12 protein-coding genes are annotated in these 17,928 nt (G+C 66.1%); 7 read left to right on the plus strand and 5 right to left on the minus strand.

The window, feature by feature from the left end; all coding sequences use genetic code 11:
* Together F600_RS32545 and F600_RS26650 are read right to left on the minus strand one after the other, a co-directional pair.
* On the minus strand, positions 1-1,482 hold the full coding sequence (locus F600_RS32545) for a helix-turn-helix transcriptional regulator (RefSeq protein ID WP_018159115.1): 1,482 nt from the start codon (positions 1,480-1,482) through the stop codon (positions 1-3).
* Positions 1,479-3,113 carry an Hsp70 family protein gene (locus F600_RS26650; protein ID WP_018159116.1) on the minus strand — a complete coding sequence of 545 codons (1,635 nt, stop codon included), beginning with the start codon at positions 3,111-3,113 and terminating at the stop codon, positions 1,479-1,481. The genes F600_RS32545 and F600_RS26650 overlap by 4 nt, the downstream gene beginning before the upstream one ends.
* Before the next feature lie 264 nt (positions 3,114-3,377).
* Here F600_RS26650 and F600_RS32550 point away from each other — a divergent pair, with 264 nt between their 5' ends.
* The 7 genes from F600_RS32550 to F600_RS0103095 all read left to right on the plus strand — a co-directional run bounded on the left by F600_RS32550 (position 3,378) and on the right by F600_RS0103095 (position 12,831).
* A complete protein-coding gene (locus F600_RS32550; protein ID WP_018159117.1) occupies positions 3,378-5,246 on the plus strand; it encodes an IniB N-terminal domain-containing protein in 1,869 nt (622 codons plus the stop codon).
* 117 nt (positions 5,247-5,363) lie between these two features.
* On the plus strand, positions 5,364-7,172 hold the full coding sequence (locus tag F600_RS0103070; protein ID WP_018159118.1) for a dynamin family protein: 1,809 nt from the start codon (positions 5,364-5,366) through the stop codon (positions 7,170-7,172).
* Positions 7,169-8,644 carry a dynamin family protein gene (locus F600_RS0103075; protein ID WP_018159119.1) on the plus strand — a complete coding sequence of 492 codons (1,476 nt, stop codon included), beginning with the start codon at positions 7,169-7,171 and terminating at the stop codon, positions 8,642-8,644. The genes F600_RS0103070 and F600_RS0103075 overlap by 4 nt, the downstream gene beginning before the upstream one ends.
* Positions 8,645-8,885: 241 nt before the next feature.
* Positions 8,886-10,721 (plus strand): molecular chaperone DnaK, encoded by a 1,836-nt coding sequence (gene dnaK / locus F600_RS0103080; protein ID WP_018159120.1) that lies wholly within the window; start codon positions 8,886-8,888, stop codon positions 10,719-10,721.
* Complete coding sequence (gene grpE, locus F600_RS26655) at positions 10,718-11,251, plus strand: nucleotide exchange factor GrpE (RefSeq protein WP_018159121.1); 534 nt, start codon at positions 10,718-10,720, stop codon at positions 11,249-11,251. Before dnaK ends, grpE begins: the two co-directional genes overlap by 4 nt.
* A 21-nt stretch (positions 11,252-11,272) precedes the next feature.
* Positions 11,273-12,442, plus strand: a complete 1,170-nt coding sequence (dnaJ, locus tag F600_RS0103090; RefSeq protein WP_018159122.1) for a molecular chaperone DnaJ — start codon at positions 11,273-11,275, stop codon at positions 12,440-12,442.
* Positions 12,442-12,831, plus strand: a complete 390-nt coding sequence (locus F600_RS0103095; RefSeq protein ID WP_018159123.1) for a heat shock protein transcriptional repressor HspR — start codon at positions 12,442-12,444, stop codon at positions 12,829-12,831. Before dnaJ ends, F600_RS0103095 begins: the two co-directional genes overlap by 1 nt.
* A 4-nt stretch (positions 12,832-12,835) precedes the next feature.
* Here F600_RS0103095 and F600_RS26660 read toward each other — a convergent pair whose 3' ends face one another.
* Genes F600_RS26660 through F600_RS0103110 form a run of 3 tightly spaced genes read right to left on the minus strand, consistent with a single transcriptional unit; the run spans position 12,836 to position 17,759 of the window.
* Positions 12,836-14,620, minus strand: coding sequence for a DUF4012 domain-containing protein (locus F600_RS26660; protein WP_081628686.1), 1,785 nt, complete (start codon positions 14,618-14,620; stop codon positions 12,836-12,838).
* Positions 14,586-16,790: an MMPL family transporter gene (locus F600_RS0103105; protein ID WP_018159125.1), complete on the minus strand. Its 2,205-nt coding sequence runs from the start codon at positions 16,788-16,790 to the stop codon at positions 14,586-14,588. The genes F600_RS26660 and F600_RS0103105 overlap by 35 nt, the downstream gene beginning before the upstream one ends.
* A gap of 12 nt (positions 16,791-16,802) precedes the next feature.
* Complete coding sequence (locus F600_RS0103110; RefSeq protein ID WP_018159126.1) at positions 16,803-17,759, minus strand: alpha/beta hydrolase; 957 nt, start codon at positions 17,757-17,759, stop codon at positions 16,803-16,805.
* Positions 17,760-17,928: the final 169 nt, after the last annotated feature.

Here is a 17,928-nt window from a genome sequence, read left to right on the forward strand (position 1 = left end):
TTAGTGCCCGGCCGAACCGTGGCCGATTGCACGCAACATCGACATCATTTCCGGGCGCGATTCGGCACCAAGTCGGATGCGGATTCGGGCGACGTGATGCTCAACGGTCTTCGCCGAAATGAATAGCCGGGCACCGATGTCTTTATAGGTGTGACCGAGGACGAGCAGGTTCGCGACCTCAGTTTCCCGCTCGGACAGCGCGCTCGCCGCGGTGGCGGTGCCAGTTCGGTCAGCGGCAGGGCGAAGAGACCGCGCGACCTGCAGTAACGCCGTTGCGTCAGCGGTATCCGAGGCACGCAACGCGGCCTCACTCGCCAACCGGGCACCGTCCCAGCTGAGGCCGATCGTCGCGAGCGTCTGTGCTGCCTTCGACACCTCGTCGGCGTCGAATTGGCCACGCAAAACCGCGAGCCAGACGCGGCCCGCAGCGGCCAGTGCCGCCGAGTGCGGGTCCCCCTTGGTCTCGGACGCGTCGCGGAGCGCGTGGGCGTGCGGAACCAGACGCATCGGCTGGTCGGCCAGGATCGCGGCCTGAACGGCATACCAGTGGTACGTCGACGACCACGCTGGCGGATCGCCGAGTCGCCGCAGCAGATCGTCGAGTTCGTCGACGAGATGCGAAATGACGTCCTCGTCGCCCGTACGGATCGCGCCGAGCCACAGTTCGCCGATCGGGAAGATCGAGAACAGATCGGCATTGACCGTGTCCAGGAGGTCCGCGGCATCGCGCATGACGACCGTGAGGTCGCCGATGTCGCCGGACCGGCGAGCCAGGCTGCAACGCAAGGCCAACGCCCACAGCGCTTCCCGTTCGGTCATCGTCTGCAGATCGAGGTCCGCCAGCATGCCGCGAGCGTGGTCCTCGGCACCCGCGAGCAGCGAGGTCCAGGCGGCGAGCAGCAGATGGAGGTCGCCGAACCAGCTGTCTACTGAATCTGCGGCGACGGTCCGCTCGGCGATACTCGCGGCCCGGGCGATGTCGCCCGTGTGGAGCGACATCAGGATCGCGATCGCGTTCGCCGAGACGATGCCCGGCTCGTCTGATCTCGACATCGCCGCGGACCGGATGGCCGCGGTGCGGGCCCGGCGCGCGTCACCGTTGATCGACTCGAGCAACGCCATCGCCAGATCGCGGAAGCCGATGACCGTGTCCGAGGGCGGACCGGCGAAGGGCGCACGAACGAGCGCCGCAGCGAGCGCGGTGTTGCCGACGGCAACCGCGGCGGTTGCCGCCGGACCGACGTTTCCGCTGAGGGCCTCCGGGCCCAGCCAGCCAAGCAGGTCGACCGAGCGGCCCAGGCGTGCGCGACGAGACCAGATTGCCGACGACAGCTGAGCTGCCGTCGTGACGTCGTCCGGCGTCGACGCCGGGTTGCTAATGATCCGGTCCGCTGCGTTCAACGCACCGACGAAGTCGCCGGCCGCCGCCGACGACATTGCCCGCGACACGAGCGACGCGCCCACGGTCTCGAGGCCGCTCATCCGGCCGGCACCAATGGAATACCGATGACGGGCACCTGGATCGGATTCGACGGCAGCTGAACCGTCGGCACCGAGGGCATGGTCGGTACGTACGGCGGAGCCTCCGACGGCGGGGGTGCGATGGTCGGCGGCGGTGGGGGCGGCGGAGCCGGCTTCGTGGTGGCCGGTGGCTTGGCTGCGGCCGCGGCTGCGGACGTCGTCGTCGCGGCGTTCGCGGCAGCCTTTGCTCCCGCCTGCACTGGGCCACCGGTGGCGACGGACTTTCCGGACTCCGTTGGGCTTCCGACGAGGTTCTGCGAAGACTTCGTCGTCGAGTGCGGGGCCGGTGTCGTGGTTTTGGCGCCGATGATCTCGCGCACCTGTTCCGGCAGCGGCGCGACTCCGGTACCGACGGCAAGGCCGCCGGCGGCGAGAGCAGTGACCGCAGCCGCGGCACCGATGATGACGCCGAGTCGGCGAGCGCCACGACCCACGGCGGCGGCCGCGGGCTTGATCGGCGTCGGGGTGCGCACGGGGGCGAGACGAGTCGCGGCTGCCGCGGCCGGGGCGGCGACCGGGATCGGCGCGACGAACCGAGTCGCCGCGACCATCGCGTCGGCGGCCAGCATGGCCGCGCCCAACGTTGCAGTGAACTGCGGTTGCGGCGAAACGGTGACGGGAATTCCGAACTCGGCCGAAAGAAGTTCGGCGACAAGCGGAATCGATGCGCCGCCACCCACCAAAACGAGGTGTCCGAGGGTGCTGACGCCGGCGCGACTGACGAGGCCACGCGCGAGGCCGGCGGACTCGATCACGAGTGGGCGGATGAGGTCTTCGAATTCGTCACGAACCAGACGAACTTCGCGGCGGGCGTTGCCGATGTCGATCGGCAAGGTCGTCTCGATCTCGGACGACAGGGCTTCCTTGGCGGCCGTGCAGCGCGTGCGGATCTCCGCGAGCACCAGTTCAGTTGCGGGGTCGAACGGGTCGAGGCCCGTGGTTGCCGAGTTGGCGAGCACCTGCTGCAGGACGACGTGGTCGAACGCGGATCCGGAGATCTCCTCGGTGTGTACCGGCTGGGCGAGTTGCCGGGCGTCCGACGGGTCGACGACGGAGATGTCGAGCGATGAACCGCCAAGGTCGTAGATGAGCACGGGGTCGCCGGAGACAGTTCCTTCGCGCGCCTTGAGCCACCGCACGACCGCGGCGGAGTCGGACACCGTCGTGGCGTCCGGGAGCCCGGCACGAGACAGGGCCTCGCGCAATGTGTCCGTTGTGTAGGTGCTCCAATGCGACGGATAGGCCACCATGACGGGGCCGTCGACTTTCATCTCGACGGCAGCTTCATGCACCAGGCAGCCGACCGCGGTCGCAACGAGATCCTCGCCCGCGTAGGTCGCGCCGTCTTCCGCGAGAATTCCGACCGGATCGCCCACACGTGCGGCGAATCCATCGATCACGACCGAACCGCCGGTCGCAGCACTGCGAACTCGTCGGGCACCCAGTACCGGTGGGGCGTCCGTGGACAGGCGAAGCAACGTCGGGTAGCTCGTCACCGGCAACCCTGCGTCACGATCGTTGCGCTGCTCGACCGGACAGACCGCAGCCGTCGAGTTGGTCGAACCGATCGCTACTCCTAGACCGGAACTCATCGCACCCCCTCTTTTAAACATCCCAAATTGCTCACAATCATCATCAGTCACAACAGTGTGCGGTAATGAAGCGTTGAACTATGACCAGAGAGCCGGGAACTTCCCCTAATTGATATCGACCCCCTAACCGGAGTCGGGCCCCAAGAACGGTGTTCTACCCCGTTCTGAGAGTCCGGTCAGGACCGTAATTTCAGGTACAAGGTTCCACAGCTATAACCGACCGCAAGCCCGACGCGGACAACGACGACCGTCAGGAGACACGCAATGACCCCGAACGCGGTGCTCGACTTCATTCTCAACCTGCTCCGGGATGAGAAGGCTGCCGCTGCTTACTGCGCAGACCCGGCGCAGTCGCTTCACGCTGCCGGTCTGAGCGGTGTGTGCGCGGCGGATATCTCCGCGGTTGCGCCGATGGTGGCGGAGTCGGCTGTTGCCGGTTCCGGGGTACTCAGTGCTGTGGTCAACGCTGGCGGCCCGAACTCGGCGGTCGCTGGCGTGTCTGTTGATCCTTCGGCGCAGGCCGTTGGTGCGCTTGGCGCTGTTGCCGGTGGTCAGGCGAACGGCTCGATCGACCCGTCGCTCAACCTGGGTGGAACGTTCGGCGGAGCCGGCGGAGGTCAAGCGGGGGCCAACGGCGGCTTCTCGTTTGACCCCTCATTCGGTTTCGGCGGCAGCGCCGGTGCAAACGGTGGCGTCCAAGCCGGCGGTGGCGGTCAGGCCGGTGCCAACGGCGGCGCTTCGTTTGACCCGAACTTCGGCTTCGGCGGAACGTTCGGCGGCAACGGCGGAATCGCGGCCAACGGTGCCAGCAGCCTCGCGTTCAACCCTTCGGTTGACCTCAGCGGTGGCGCTGACCTCGCGGGCGGCCTCAACGCCGCGGCGGGAGCTGGTGCGGATGCCGCGGCGGACGCGGGCGCTTCGCTGGCCGGTGGCGTGGACTCGACACTCGATGCCGTCGGAAGCCTCGGTGGTGGCCTCACGAGCGCACTTGGTGGCGGCATCGGCGCCGGCCTCGGACTCGGTGGCGGTGCACAGGCCGGTGGCGGTGCTGAGCTTGGCGGCAATGTCGGTGCCGGCGGTGGCGGTGACGCACAGACCCAGATCGTCGACGGAATCGGCGGAGGTCTTTCGGCAGGTGGTTCGGCATTGACCGGACTCGAGACCGACCTCGGTGGATCGCTTGCCGGCGCGGGCGGCGGCTGGAGCGACATCGACGCGGGCGCCTTCGGAAACGGTGGATTCGACGGAGGTGCCGGACTCGGCGCGGACCTCGGTGGCGCGCTGAACGGTGCTGCCGGTGGTGGCGCTGACTTGGCTGGCGCTCTCGACGGAGCTGCCGGTGGAGTTGCAGGTGCTGGCGCGGACCTCGGTGCTGAGCTTGGTGGCGCTGCGGGTGGTACGGGTGATCTCGGTGGTGCCTTGACCGGCGCTGCCGGCGGGACTTCGGACCTTGGTGCCGAACTTGGTGGTGCGGCTGGCGGTACGGGTGACCTTGGCGGTGCTTTGACTGGCGCGGCTGGTGGTACTTCGGATCTTGGTGCCGAACTTGGTGGTGCGGCTGGCGGTACCGGTGACCTTGGCGGTGCTTTGACCGGTGCTGCCGGTGGAGTTGTCGACGGTGGAGCCGACCTTGGTGGCGCCCTGACTGGCGCGGCTGGTGGTACTTCGGATCTTGGTGCTGAGCTCGGTGGCGCGGCCGGCGGTACGGGTGACCTCGGCGGTGCTTTGACCGGTGCTGCCGGTGGAGTTGCCGACGGTGGAGCCGACCTTGGTGGCGCCCTGAACGGCGCCGCTGGTGGTACTTCGGACCTTGGTGCTGAGCTCGGTGGCGCAGCCGGCGGTACGGGTGACCTCGGCGGTGCCTTGACCGGTGCGGCCGGTGGAGTTGCGGGCGGCGGCGCGGACTTGGGCGGTGCTCTTGACGGCGCTGCTGGTGGAGGAGCTGACCTCGGTGGCGCTCTCGACGGCGGCGCTGGTGCGGGTGCCGGCGGCGAGGGACTGTTCGATGGCGCTACCGACACTGGGGCCGGACTGTTCGCCGGCGGCGACGGCGCGGGCGACGCGGCGGGTGGCGTCGACAGCCACGGTGGCGCTCTCACCGATGGCGGATGGGGCTTCTTCGCACACGGCTGAGGTGGGTCCACACACCTGGCAACGTGATCGACATGCCGCCGCGCGTATTCCGCGCGGCGGCATCGTCGTGTGTAAGCCTTATCCCGAAGACCTTGACCGAACGCGGAGCGGAGCACGATGAGCCTGGCAGATTCGCTGGTTGCGCTGCTCGATGAAGCGGCCGCAGTCGCGCAATCCGCGGATCGTGACGACCTCGTTCCGCGTCTGAAAGGCGCCCGCGATCGCGTGCTCGACCCGCGGCGCCGGATCATCGTCGTGGGCCCGCTCAAGCAGGGCAAGAGCCAGTTCGTCAACGCCTTGACAGGCTTCGACGTCTGCTCGATCGGCGACGACGAGACGACCGCCGTGCCAACTCACGTCTATGCGTCAGCCGTACCGAAGGCGAATCTTGTTGTCGCCGAGGGCACTGGGATGCAGTCGTCGGTGGACATCCCGATGGATCAGGTCATCGGCGTGACGCCCGACCACCCGGCGGGCCGCGGACGGCCGATCCTTCGGCTCGAAGTCGGAGTTCCGAGCAAGTTGCTCGCCGCCGGCATCGTCGCGATCGACACCCCGGGTGTTGGCGGACATGCGAGTCCGCACTCTTCGAGTGTTCTCGGCCTGATTCCGGCTTCCGATGCCGTGCTCGTTCTGTCGGATTCCACGACCGAATTGACCGACCCGGAGGTCACGTTCCTCCGCCAGGTGTCCGGACTGTGCCAGTCCGTGGCGTTCCTGCAGACCAAGACCGACGTGTCGCCGCATTGGCGTGAGATCGTTGCCGCCAATCAGCGCCACCTCGAGAAGGCGCAACTCGACGTTCCGATGATCCCGATCTCATCGGTGTTGCGACAGCACGCCGTCCGGCTGCAGGACCAGAGCCTCGCCGAAGAATCCGGTTTCGGACCGCTGCTCGAGTTCATCCGGGACCGCGTCATCAAGCCCGCCGACGAGAACACGATCCGCGGAGTCGGACTCGACGTCCGCGCGACGGTGGAGCACCTGGCCGTCGCGCTCGATTCCGAACTCGCCGCTCTGCGCGATCCGAACTCGGCGCAATCGGCTCTGACGGATCTGCGGCAGGCGCGCGAGCGGGCCGAAGACCTGGTGAAGAAGACGTCGCGTTGGCAGACGACGCTGGGTGATGGCATCACTGACCTCGCAGCAGATATCGATCACGATCTCCGGGACCGTCTGCGCCGCGTCACGCGCGAAGCCGAGGAGTGGATCGACGACAACGACCCGGCCGACAACTGGCAGCGACTCGTCGATTGGATGGTCGAGCGCGTCGGCGAAGTCGTCGGCGACAACTTCGTCTGGGCGCATGAACGTGCGGTGTGGCTCGCCAAGCAGGTCGCGACGCATTTCGGGGAATCGGGTGCGGTCGCGCTGCCCAAGCTCAACGTGGGCGAGATCGACGGGATTCTCGAGCCGGTGCATGAGATCGGCGATATCGATGATCGGCACATCGGGCTGACACAGAAGGTGCTCGTCGGCATGCGCGGCTCGTACGGCGGCGTGCTGATGTTCGGCCTGGTCACGACGTTCGCGGGACTCGCTCTGGTCAACCCGATCTCGATCGGCGCGGGTGTTCTGCTCGGCACGAAGGCCTATCGCGAGGACCGCGGAAATCGGCTCACCGCACGCCGAAATGAAGCCAAGGCGGTCATGCGTCGCTTCACCGAAGACGTCAGCTTCCAGGTGAGCAAGGAATCGAAGGACCGGCTGCGTCACGTGCAGCGCGTGCTTCGAGACCACTTTGCCGAACTCGCGGATCAGTCGCTGCGTTCGCTCAACGAGTCACTCCGACTCGCGCAGGAGGCTGCGGCGACCGCGTCGACGTCGCGCACTGCGCGGATCGCACAAGTTGAGCAGAAACTCGCGGCCGTCCGCGGTCTACAGGCCCGCGCGGACCGGCTGATTTCGGGGGCGGTCAGGACGTGAGCGGCGACGCCGTTTCGTCGGCTGCGCGATCGCTCCTCGATCGCGCAGCCCGACTCTATGCACACGATCCCGCGGTGTCCGCGCAGGTAGCGGACTGTATCCGGCGTCTGGACCAACCCCTGCGCATCGCGGTCGCGGGAGCGATCAAGGCGGGGAAGTCGACGCTGCTGAACTCTCTCGTCGGGCAGGCCGTCGCGCCGACCGACGCGACCGAATGCACGCGGGTCGTCACGTGGTACCGCCATGGCCAGCACCCGACTGTCACCGCGCGGATGGCCGACGGCTCGGCGGCGAACGTCCGTGTGGTGCGAGTGGAGTCCGGTCTCTCGTTCGATGTCTCGGACCTGGATTCGGACCGTATCGAGCACATCGACGTCGAATGGCCGGCCCCCGCGCTGGCAGCGACGACGATTGTCGACACCCCGGGCACGTCATCGCTGTCGCACGACGTCTCCGCACGCACGCTGGCGATGTTCGCGCCGGTCGAGGGCACGTCGAATGCTGACGCGGTCGTCTACCTGCTGCGGAGCCTGAGTGAAGGGGACGTGTCGTTCCTCAAGCAGATCGCGGCGCACATTGCTTCGGATGCGGGGCCGCTTGGTGTGATCGGCGTTGTCTCCCGCGCCGATGAGGTCGGTGCCGGCCGCATCGATTCGATGAATTCGGCACACGAGATGGCGGCGCGCTTCGCCGGTGAGCTCGAGCGGAACGGCCTGTGCCAGGCGGTCGTGCCCGTGGCCGGCCTGCTCGCCTTTGCCGCCAAGACCCTGCGCGAGGCCGAATTCTCGGCGTTCCTGGCGCTCGCCGCGGTGCCGGTCGACGATCTCACGCTCGCACTGCTGTCCGCGGATCGATTCGGCCGCCCCGACATGCCGCTTCCGGTCGACCCGGGTCTGCGGGCAGAGCTGGTGAGGCGCTTCGGATTGTTCGGAATCCGGCTGGCCGTCACCATGATTCGACTGGGCGTGCGGGACTCCACGGCGTTGGCCGCGGAGTTGTTGCAGCGCAGCGGGATCGAGGAGCTGCGAACACTCATCGACATCCAATTCGGGCAACGCGCGGAACAGCTGAAGTCGCACTCGGTGCTGACCGGCCTGGCCCGCGTGTTGCAGGCGCATCCGGTCGGCGATTCCGGTCGGCTTCTGGTTGATGTGCAGCGCACGCTCGCGGACGTTCACGGGTTCGCCGAGCTTCGTCTGCTCGGCCGTCTTCGCACGACGAAATCGCCGCTGCCCGAGGCGGATCAAGCGGAGCTCGTAAGGCTTATCGGTGGGCTCGGTGTCCACCCGGTCCGGCGACTCGGACTCCTGGAGCAGGCGGATCGCGGGACTATTCATGCGGCGGCGGTCGCGGCTGTGCACAAGTGGCGTCAGCGGGCGAAGCACCCACTTCTCGATCGCGGAACTGCCAAGGCGTGCGAGGTCGCGGCTCGCAGTGCCGAGGGGATCGTCAAGCAGCTGGCGCAGGTCTGAGGGTTCTGCACCGCCAGGCCCCCGTTTTCGCCGCGGACAAGGGACCTCATGGTGCGCGGGTCCGGCCTCCGAAAATTTTTCTGGATTCCTGGAACAAAAGTTGAGTGCCCTCCGTTCAACTTTATGAAACCTGAGCGAGACTGACTCAAGATTCTTCTTGACGCACGAGGGACTGTGTGGCAAAGATTGAGTCAACCCCGCTCAGGTGGGGAGATAGCTCATCAATTCAGGAGGAATCCAAATGGCTCGTGCGGTCGGAATCGACCTCGGAACCACTAACTCGTGTGTGTCCGTGCTGGAGGGTGGCGACCCAACCGTCATCGCCAACTCCGAAGGTTCGCGCACCACGCCGTCGGTCGTCGCCTTCGCGAAGAACGGCGAGATTCTCGTCGGTCAGCCGGCGAAGAACCAGGCCGTCACCAACGTCGACCGCACCATTCGTTCGGTGAAGCGACACATGGGTGAGGGCACCTGGCACGCCGACATCGACGGCAAGAACTACACGCCGCAGGAAATCAGCGCTCGCGTGCTCATGAAGCTCAAGCGCGACGCGGAGGACTACCTCGGTGAGACCATCACCGACGCGGTCATCACTGTGCCGGCGTACTTCAACGACGCGCAGCGTCAGGCGACCAAGGAAGCCGGCCAGATCGCCGGCCTCAACGTGCTCCGGATCGTCAACGAGCCGACTGCGGCCGCACTCGCGTACGGCCTCGACAAGGGCAAGAGCGAGCAGACCATCCTCGTCTTCGACCTCGGTGGTGGAACGTTCGACGTCTCGCTCCTCGAGATCGGCGACGGTGTCGTCGAGGTTCGTGCGACCTCCGGTGACAACCACCTCGGTGGTGACGACTGGGACCAGCGCGTCGTGAACTGGCTCGTCGAGAAGTTCAAGGGCAGCTCGGGCATCGACCTCACCAAGGACAAGATGGCGATGCAGCGTCTGCGCGAGGCTGCCGAGAAGGCCAAGATCGAGCTCTCGAGCTCGCAGAGCACCTCGATCAACCTCCCGTACATCACGGTCGACGCAGACAAGAACCCGCTGTTCCTCGACGAGCAGCTGTCGCGTTCGGAGTTCCAGCGCATCACGCAGGACCTCCTGGACCGCACGCGTGCGCCGTTCCAGCAGGTCATCAAGGACGCCGGAATTTCGGTCAGCGAGATCGACCACGTTGTCCTCGTTGGTGGCTCGACCCGTATGCCGGCCGTCTCGGACCTCGTCCGTGAGCTGACCGGTGGCAAGGAGCCCAACAAGGGCGTCAACCCGGACGAGGTCGTCGCCGTCGGCGCCGCTCTCCAGGCTGGTGTTCTCAAGGGTGAGGTCAAGGACGTTCTGCTCCTCGACGTCACGCCGCTGACCCTCGGTATCGAGACCAAGGGTGGCGTCATGACCAAGATGATCGAGCGCAACACCACCATCCCGACCGAGCGGTCGGAGACCTTCACCACGGCCGATGACAACCAGCCGTCGGTGCAGATCCAGGTCTACCAGGGTGAGCGTGAGATCGCCTCGCACAACAAGCTGCTCGGTTCGTTCGAACTGACCGGCCTCCCGCCGGCACCGCGCGGCGTCCCGCAGATCGAGGTCACCTTCAGCATCGACGCCAACGGCATAGTGCACGTGACCGCGAAGGACAAGGGCACCGGCAAGTCGAACACGATCAAGATCCAGGACGGCTCGGGCCTGTCCAAGGAGGAGATCGACCGCATGGTCCGCGACGCCGAGGCGCACGCTTCGGAGGACAAGGCTCGCCGCGAAGAGGCCGAGACCCGCAACCAGGCCGAGTCGCTCGTGTACCAGACCGAGAAGATCGTGAAGGAGAACGAGGACAAGATCCCGGGCGACGTCAAGATCAAGGTCGAGGCGGCCATCAAGGGCGTCAAGGACGCGCTTGCCGGCACCGACACGAACGCCGTCAAGGCTGCGGTCGAGACGCTTGCGGCCGAGGCTCAGGCCGTCGGCCAGGCGATGTACGCACAGGGTGAGGGCGAAGGCGCACCGGGCGCTGGAGCAGGTGCCAGTCAGGCTGCTGACGACACGGTCGTCGACGCCGAGATCGTGGACGAAGACAAGTGACCGAGCCGCAGGACGACGTCACTCTCGAGGAGACCGAAGCCCCAACCGCCGAAGAAGCGGTTGAGGCTTCGGCCCCCGAGGCCGACCTGCTTGCCGAGCGCACCGCTGACCTGCAGCGCGTGACCGCGGAGTACGCGAACTACCGTCGACGCGTCGAGCGTGACCGCCAGGCCGTGGTCGATGCCGCCAAGGCATCGGTCGTGATGGACCTGTTGGTCGTGCTCGACGACCTCGACCGTGCGCGGACCCACGGCGACCTCGAGACCGGGCCACTGAAGTCGGTGGCGGACAAGCTCGTCGTCGCGCTGACGAAGGTCGGTCTGCAGTCGTTCGGAACCGAAGGTGACCCCTTCGAGCCGGCGCTGCACGAGGCTGTCCAGCACGAGGGCGATGGATCGAATCCGGTCGTCGGCCTCGTGATGCGCAAGGGCTACCGGCTCGGGGAGCGGGTTCTCCGCCACGCGCTCGTCGGCGTTGTCGACGCCGAACCTGAAGTACCGGCCGAAGCTGAAGATTCGGCTGACAATTAGTAAGCGAGAGGGGGAAACGCCGTGAGCCAGCGCGAATGGATCGAGAAGGACTTCTACGCCGACCTCGGCGTTTCCTCCGACGCGACGCAGGACGACATCAAGAAGGCGTACCGCAAGCTCGCTCGCGAGCTGCACCCAGACCGGAACCCCGGGAACGCCCAGGCAGAGGAACGGTTCAAAGCGGTCAGCGAAGCCAACTCGGTGCTGTCCGACGCGACCAAGCGCAAGGAATACGACGAGACTCGTCGGCTCTTCAAGTCGGGCGCCTTCGGGCGCGGCGGCTTCAGTGGTGGCGGGTACCCGGGCGGCGCAGGTGGTCAGACCTTCACCTCTGATTTCAATATCGGAGACATCTTCGGTGGTGGAGCTGGTGCCGATGGCGGCCTTGGTGACATCCTCGGCGGCATCTTCAACCGCGGCGGCCGGTCGTCCCGACCCAAGCGCGGCGCGGACGTCGAGGCGACCACGACCCTCGAGTTCCGCGATGCCACGCGGGGCGTCAAGATCCCGCTCCGCATGACGAGCCCCTCCGCGTGCATCACGTGCCACGGCAGCGGTGCCCAGCCGGGCACCAGCCCGAAGCAGTGTCCGCAGTGCAAGGGCAGCGGAATCGTGAGCCGCAACCAGGGTGCCTTCGGATTCAGTGAGCCCTGCGACATGTGTCGAGGCAGCGGTTCGATCATCGAGAACCCCTGCAACGACTGCGGTGGCAGCGGCGTACAGAACCGCACGCGCACGATCAACGTCTCGATCCCGCCAGGCGTCAAGGACGGTCAGCGGATTCGCGTGCCCGCGCAGGGCGAGGCGGGGTTGCGGGGCGCTCCGGCAGGCGACCTGTACGTCACGGTCGCGGTCAAGCCGGACAAGGTGTTCACGCGCACGGGCGACGACCTGAACCTGACGGTTCCGGTCAGCATCGGTGAATCGGTACTCGGCACGACGGTGTCCGTCCCGACGCTCGATTCGCGCGTCAGCGTCAAGGTGCCGCCCGGCACCGCCGACGGACGCAAGCTGCGGATCAAGGGCTACGGCGTCCCACACAAGGACGGTTCGAGCGGCGATCTGCTGGTCACCGTGAAGGTCGTTGTGCCGCATGATCTCTCCGGCGACGCGCTCGAGGCTCTCAAGGCCTACGCGGAGGCGGAGAAGGCGGCCGGCTTCGATCCCCGCTCCGGGTGGGCAGGTGCGTAATGGCCGATCGTCGCAATCTTGGCCCGACCGAGACTGAGCTGTTCGTCATCTCGGTCGCGGCCGAGCTGGCAGGTATGCACGCGCAGACGCTACGGCAGTACGACCGCCTCGGCCTCGTCACGCCGCAGCGCACCAGCGGCGGTGGGCGTCGTTACACCTCGCACGACGTCGACCTCCTGCGCGAAGTGCAACGTCTCTCGCACGACGAGGGCGTCAACCTCGCCGGCATCAAGCGGATCATCGAGCTGACGAATCAGGTCGAGGCTCTGCAGGAACGGGTCAAGGAATTGATCGACGAGCTCGCGCAGGTGCATCGCAGCTACCGGCGCGATCTCGTTCACCTTCCCCGCAACAATGCGCTCGTGGTCTGGCAGCCGCCAACGCGCTGATTTCTCACTTGCACGTGGGCACGGCGACCTTGATGTCCGCGGCTCGGGTGAGCGGCTGGGCTGGGACCCGTGCAGCGCCGGGCGCCGTCGGCTCGATCAACCGATACTGCAGCGTCTTCGTCTGACCCGGCTCGGTGATGACCACGGCCGCGAACAGCGGATGCCCCAGTTCACTGCCCGTGAATTCGAACGCGGTCTTGGCGTCGATGGTGAACGACTTCAGCTGCGCACCCTTGGTGCCGTAGACCATGACAATCGACCGGTTCGTGCCGGGCGGTCCGGCGTACTTCGTGTCCGGGGTACGTCGCCCATAGATGTACGACGGGTATTTGGTGCTCTTGGGTGCGTTGTTCGTGAGCGTCACGGTGACCGTCGACTCTCGCGTCGGACCAGTGCAACTACCGGCCGAGTACGAGATCTTGCGGTCCATGTAGTAATCGAGCTTGCCTCCGGCGCCGTTGTTGAGGACGACGTTGGCATAGGGCGCAGAGTCGTTCGGAACGGCATGCCCAAGCACGGTGTCACCGAGCAGCGCTTGAACCTTGGGGTTCGCGCTCCACATCATGAGCCGTGAGTCATCGAGCGCTTTGAGGACGGCCTTGGCTGCGGCGGACTTGGACGTCGTGGGTGCGGTGACGGCATTGATCACTCCGCGGGAAATCGACTGCAGGTACTCCTTGCGCGCCTCCTGCTGTGATTGCGCGGGGTAGCGGAAGTAGGCCTCGTTGAGCGTGATGGCAGCGACGTTGTCGGACCGGATTTCCTCGCCGCTGGCCAGCCGAATGGGTCCCGTGGCTTCCAGCAGGTAGGACAGTGCGATCGGGTCGGTCGCGATGACTCCATCCACCTTGCCGCCGCCGCTCTGCATCCAGATCGACCGCCAGATCTGCGCCGCATACGGGAAGTTCGCGCTGAAATTCGCGTTCTGCCAGTTCGTGGTTGCGTCCCAGCGTCCGTAGTTGAAGTTGAATTCCTTACCGAGATTGATCGACTTGAAGTTGTCGATACCGAGTCCGAGGTTGCTCGCCGACTTGTCGATCGTGATCGCGCCGTCGTGGACGGTGAGCATCGCCGTGCCGCCCATGAGGCCACCGGTGCCGCGGGACTCGGAGTTCGTCTGGAAGACCATCAGATAGCGAACTTCGCGGCCTTCGCCGAGTAGTGCTGGCAGGACGGGTCCCAGCTGATGCGCCAGATCGAGAGCCTCACGGAGTTGGTGGCTCTGCGACTTGGCTTTGTTCAGCTTCCGATCCAACGGTGGCAGGAAGCCGGTCGTTTCAATCGTCGCCGCTCGCGCATCAATTCTTTCCGCCGCGACGCGGGCCGCATCCAGCGCGGGAAGCCCTTTCTTCAGCGCCGCTATGTCGATGCCCGGCCCGGCCGCATCCTGCCGCAGGGCGTGTACGAGATCGCTTGCGGCGATGGGTTGAACGACGTCGGACAGTGTCTGTTCAAGCACGTCGACAGCGCCTTGGGCGGCGACGATCGGGCGTCCTATTCCGGGCACCTTGGCGATCCAGGACAGGGGTGCGGCGGTGACGGTCGACCTGGCATCGACCGCTTTGGCGATGGCGGTGGAAACCGAGTTGCGGGCGGCCGTCGCATCACCCGACAGGACCGTGGACTTCGCCTCGTTCGTGGCGTCGAGGGACTGCTTTGTCGAGATGGCGAGCGACCCGAGCGACCACACGCACCACAGCACGAAGAGCGCGGCGCTCAGCGCCACGATCCGGAGGGGCTTGCGACGCAAACCCTCAATACCGCGATGCAGCCAATGTGGCGCAGTCATCGCTCGATCCTTTCCGCTGGGGTTTTCGTCGATCGTGTGGCCACCAATTCCAGGTGCCGAGGAAATGCATGATTGCCGGCACCAGGAGGCTGCGAACGATCAAGGCGTCGGTCGCCGCCATGATGGCCAGCCCCAGTCCGAACATCTGCATGAGTGCAATACGGGAGGTGACCATCGCCGCGAACACGATGGCCATGAGAAGGGCGGCCACCGTCACGATGCGTCCGCTCCGCCCGATTCCGAGCGCGACGGCGGATTGATTCGCCGCGGTGTCCCGTTCGGACTCGAGCCATTCCTCGCGGATTCGGGACAGCACGAAGATCTCGTAGTCCATCGACATCCCGAACGCCAGGCAGAACATCAGGATGAGCATCGCGGGAACGATGTATCCCGACGGGGTGACGCCGATTAGTCGCGAGAAGTGGCCGTCTTGAAAAATCCAGACGATGGCACCGAACGCGGCCGTCAGGGACAGCGTGTTGAGAACGATCGCCTTGAGCGGAAGCAGCACGCTACGCGTGAGCAGGAACAACAGGACAAAGGTCGAGATCACCAGGATCAACGCCGCAGTCGGAAGTCCGTCGCGCATCGAGTCGACAAGATCGACGTTCGCCGCGGCGGCGCCGGCGAACAGAGCCGGTACCGGACTCGGGACCGCGCGCAACAAGCGGATCTGGTTTGCCCCGGCCTGGGAATACGGGTCCTCGTTCGACTGGATGAGGATCAGGTCCCGCGACATCTTGATCGGTGCCGACACGTGAATTGGTGCGCCGGAGGCGAAAATGCCGACCGACGAGAGCACGGTTCCCACTCCGGGCACCGCGGACAGGGCCTGGGCATAGTCCACCACGGCTTGGTCGGGACCACCGAAGTCGGGCAGGATCGCGACCGAGGTCGCGGCGGGATCGCGCGGGAATTCGTCGCGGATCGCGTCGCCCACGACGCGACTCGATGCGCTGCCGGCGATGACCCGGTCGTCCGGAACACCGAACCGGATGTGCGCGAACGGCGTGACCAGGACCGCGAGTGCGGCGACGACGACGATCGTGACCGTTCCCGGCCGACGAGCGACCCGCAGTGCGGTGCGATACCAGACGTTGTCGGTCGGGGAGTCCTTGATCGGCGGGCGGCCGAACCATCGGCGCACGTCCGCGGCGTTGACTCGAAATCCAAGGAGTCGCAGCGCCGCGGGGACGAAAAGCACCGATGCGAGCGCGCTTGACGCGACCACGCATAACCCGGCGTAGGCGAAGGTCCGCAGGAAGTACTGGGGAAAGACCACCAGTGCCCCGAGTCCGCACCCGACGGTCACCGCGGAGAACAGCACGGTTCGGCCCGCCGAACGGACCGTGCGGCGCATGGCCTCGGAGGGGTCGTGACCGCGGCTGAGTTCCTCGCGGAACCGGGTCACGGTGAGCAGGCTGTAGTCGATCGCGAGGGCAAGGCTCAGTGCGGTCACCATGTTCATCGCGAAGACCGACACGTCGGCGACGTTCGTCAGCGCCCGGAGACTTGCCAGGCTGATCGTCGCCGAGAAAACCCCGATCAGCAGCGGCAGCAGGGCGGCGACGAGACTGCCGAAGATCCAGATCAGAACCAGCGCGGTGATCGGGATCGCGATTGCTTCGGCGAGTATCAGGTCCTTCCGGGCCTGCTGGTCGATCTGTTGACCGATGAGGGCATAGCCGCCGCAGGTGATCGTCACACCGTCCCTAGTCCCGGTCAACCTGCTCTGGAGGTCGTTCGCCAGACGCGGGGCGTCGTTGTCGGTACCGAGGACCTGCACCGCGAGGAGCGCGCTGCGGGAGTCCGAACTGCGGAGTTGCGCGGCGATCGGACCCGGTGACGACCAGGCGGAAACGAACCCGGTCAGCCCCGGCGTCTGCTCGATCTGCGCCGACACCTCGGCGGCCACAGCCCTGACGCGCTGACTGTCGATCGATTGATCCGACGTCAGGAGTACATAGAAGTTCGGCAGCCCGAACTGGTATTTGCCGCCCAGCATCGCTGCGGCGACCGACGACTCGGCGTCATCGGTGAGGTATCCGCCGCCTTTGAGGTACTGCGGAGCACTGGCTCCGTAGGTCCCCGCGCCGGCCGCGACCAGGAGACCGGCGAAGAGGATCGCCAGCGGGAAGCGGGCGATCGCGGAGGCGAGACGGTCTAGCAACTCGATCTCCGGTCAGACACCGAGTCCGCGTTCGAGCAGCGGCCAGGAAGCTTTGAAATCCTCTTGCCAGTAACCCCACGAGTGGTTGCCGACCGGCTTGAAGTTGAAGGTCGCCGGAATGCCCAGCGAATTCAAGCGGCTGGAGAAGCGCAACGTGCACACGTCGGTGGCGGCTTCGATTCCACCACCCACCACGACCTGATTCGCCAGTGCTTGCATCGAACCATTGATTCCGGGTGCGTCGAGGCGATCCATGCCACCGGGTATGCCGGTGCCACTGCTGACGTAGATCGTGGCTCCGCGTAGTCCTTCGGCGTGAACGTACGCGTCGTTCGCCGCCCAGTCGGGGTCGCCGGATGGCCCCCACATCTGGGTCGCGTTCATGCCGGCCACGTGTTCCATGGTCATCCGCACGGACATCTCGCCCGCGGTATCGCTGGTCTGCGCGCATGCGCTGTAGGCGGCGACGGCTTTGTATTTACCGGGATTCTTCGCCGCGATTCGAAGTGCCGCGGTGCCGGTGCGGGACATACCCGCAATGCCGTTGACCCCGTTCGTTTTCAGGGTCGAATCGATGATCGGCGGCAGTTCCTGGGTGACGAACGTTTCCCATTGGTAGACGTATCCCTCGGGTCCCGGAGACTTCCAGTCGGCCCAGTAGTTGTCGGCCGACGTCGACGGGCTCACGACGTTGACGTTCTTGTTCGCGAGGAAGGCGTTGAGGTCAGTTACCTGGGCGCGGTATTCACCATCGAGCAAATAGAGGGTCGGCCGCGGTTTGCTGGTGTCTGCGGCGCGATTCACGTGCACGGTGAAGTCGCGATTCATCGCGGCCGAGTGCACCGTCAGCGTGAGAAGTCGCCCGGATTCCGTGGAACTGACCAGGTGTGCGGTGTCGGCGTGGGCGGGAACGCCGGCTCCGAGGAGATTGAATGCGACAATCGCTGAAAGCGCCGTCGCTCGTCTCATGAACCTCACAAAACACTCCCTCCTCACGCAAGCTAACAACGCGCGACCGCACGTTGTCAGCGGTCGTTATGGGGTCGGAACCGTCCCGATGTGCGATCGCCGTGTATTCCATTCAGCGGACAGATTTGTATGTCCTTTAGGGGACACGTGATTCCAGTCGAGAATCACC

Source organism: Smaragdicoccus niigatensis DSM 44881 = NBRC 103563 (assembly GCF_000380645.1).
In the GTDB taxonomy this organism is placed as follows: Bacteria; Actinomycetota; Actinomycetes; order Mycobacteriales; family Mycobacteriaceae; genus Smaragdicoccus; species Smaragdicoccus niigatensis.

Excerpts from the sequence above, each read along its gene's own strand:
- F600_RS26650 (WP_018159116.1), bottom strand. The coding sequence starts at position 3,113 with ATGAGTTCCGGTCTAGGAGTAGCGATCGGTTCGACCAACTCGACGGCT.
- F600_RS32545 (WP_018159115.1), bottom strand. The coding sequence starts at position 1,482 with ATGAGCGGCCTCGAGACCGTGGGCGCGTCGCTCGTGTCGCGGGCAATG.
- F600_RS26660 (WP_081628686.1), bottom strand. The coding sequence starts at position 14,620 with ATGACTGCGCCACATTGGCTGCATCGCGGTATTGAGGGTTTGCGTCGC.
- F600_RS0103110 (WP_018159126.1), bottom strand. The coding sequence starts at position 17,759 with ATGAGACGAGCGACGGCGCTTTCAGCGATTGTCGCATTCAATCTCCTC.
- F600_RS0103095 (WP_018159123.1), top strand. The coding sequence starts at position 12,442 with ATGGCCGATCGTCGCAATCTTGGCCCGACCGAGACTGAGCTGTTCGTC.
- F600_RS32550 (WP_018159117.1), top strand. The coding sequence starts at position 3,378 with ATGACCCCGAACGCGGTGCTCGACTTCATTCTCAACCTGCTCCGGGAT.
- F600_RS0103070 (WP_018159118.1), top strand. The coding sequence starts at position 5,364 with ATGAGCCTGGCAGATTCGCTGGTTGCGCTGCTCGATGAAGCGGCCGCA.
- dnaK (WP_018159120.1), top strand. The coding sequence starts at position 8,886 with ATGGCTCGTGCGGTCGGAATCGACCTCGGAACCACTAACTCGTGTGTG.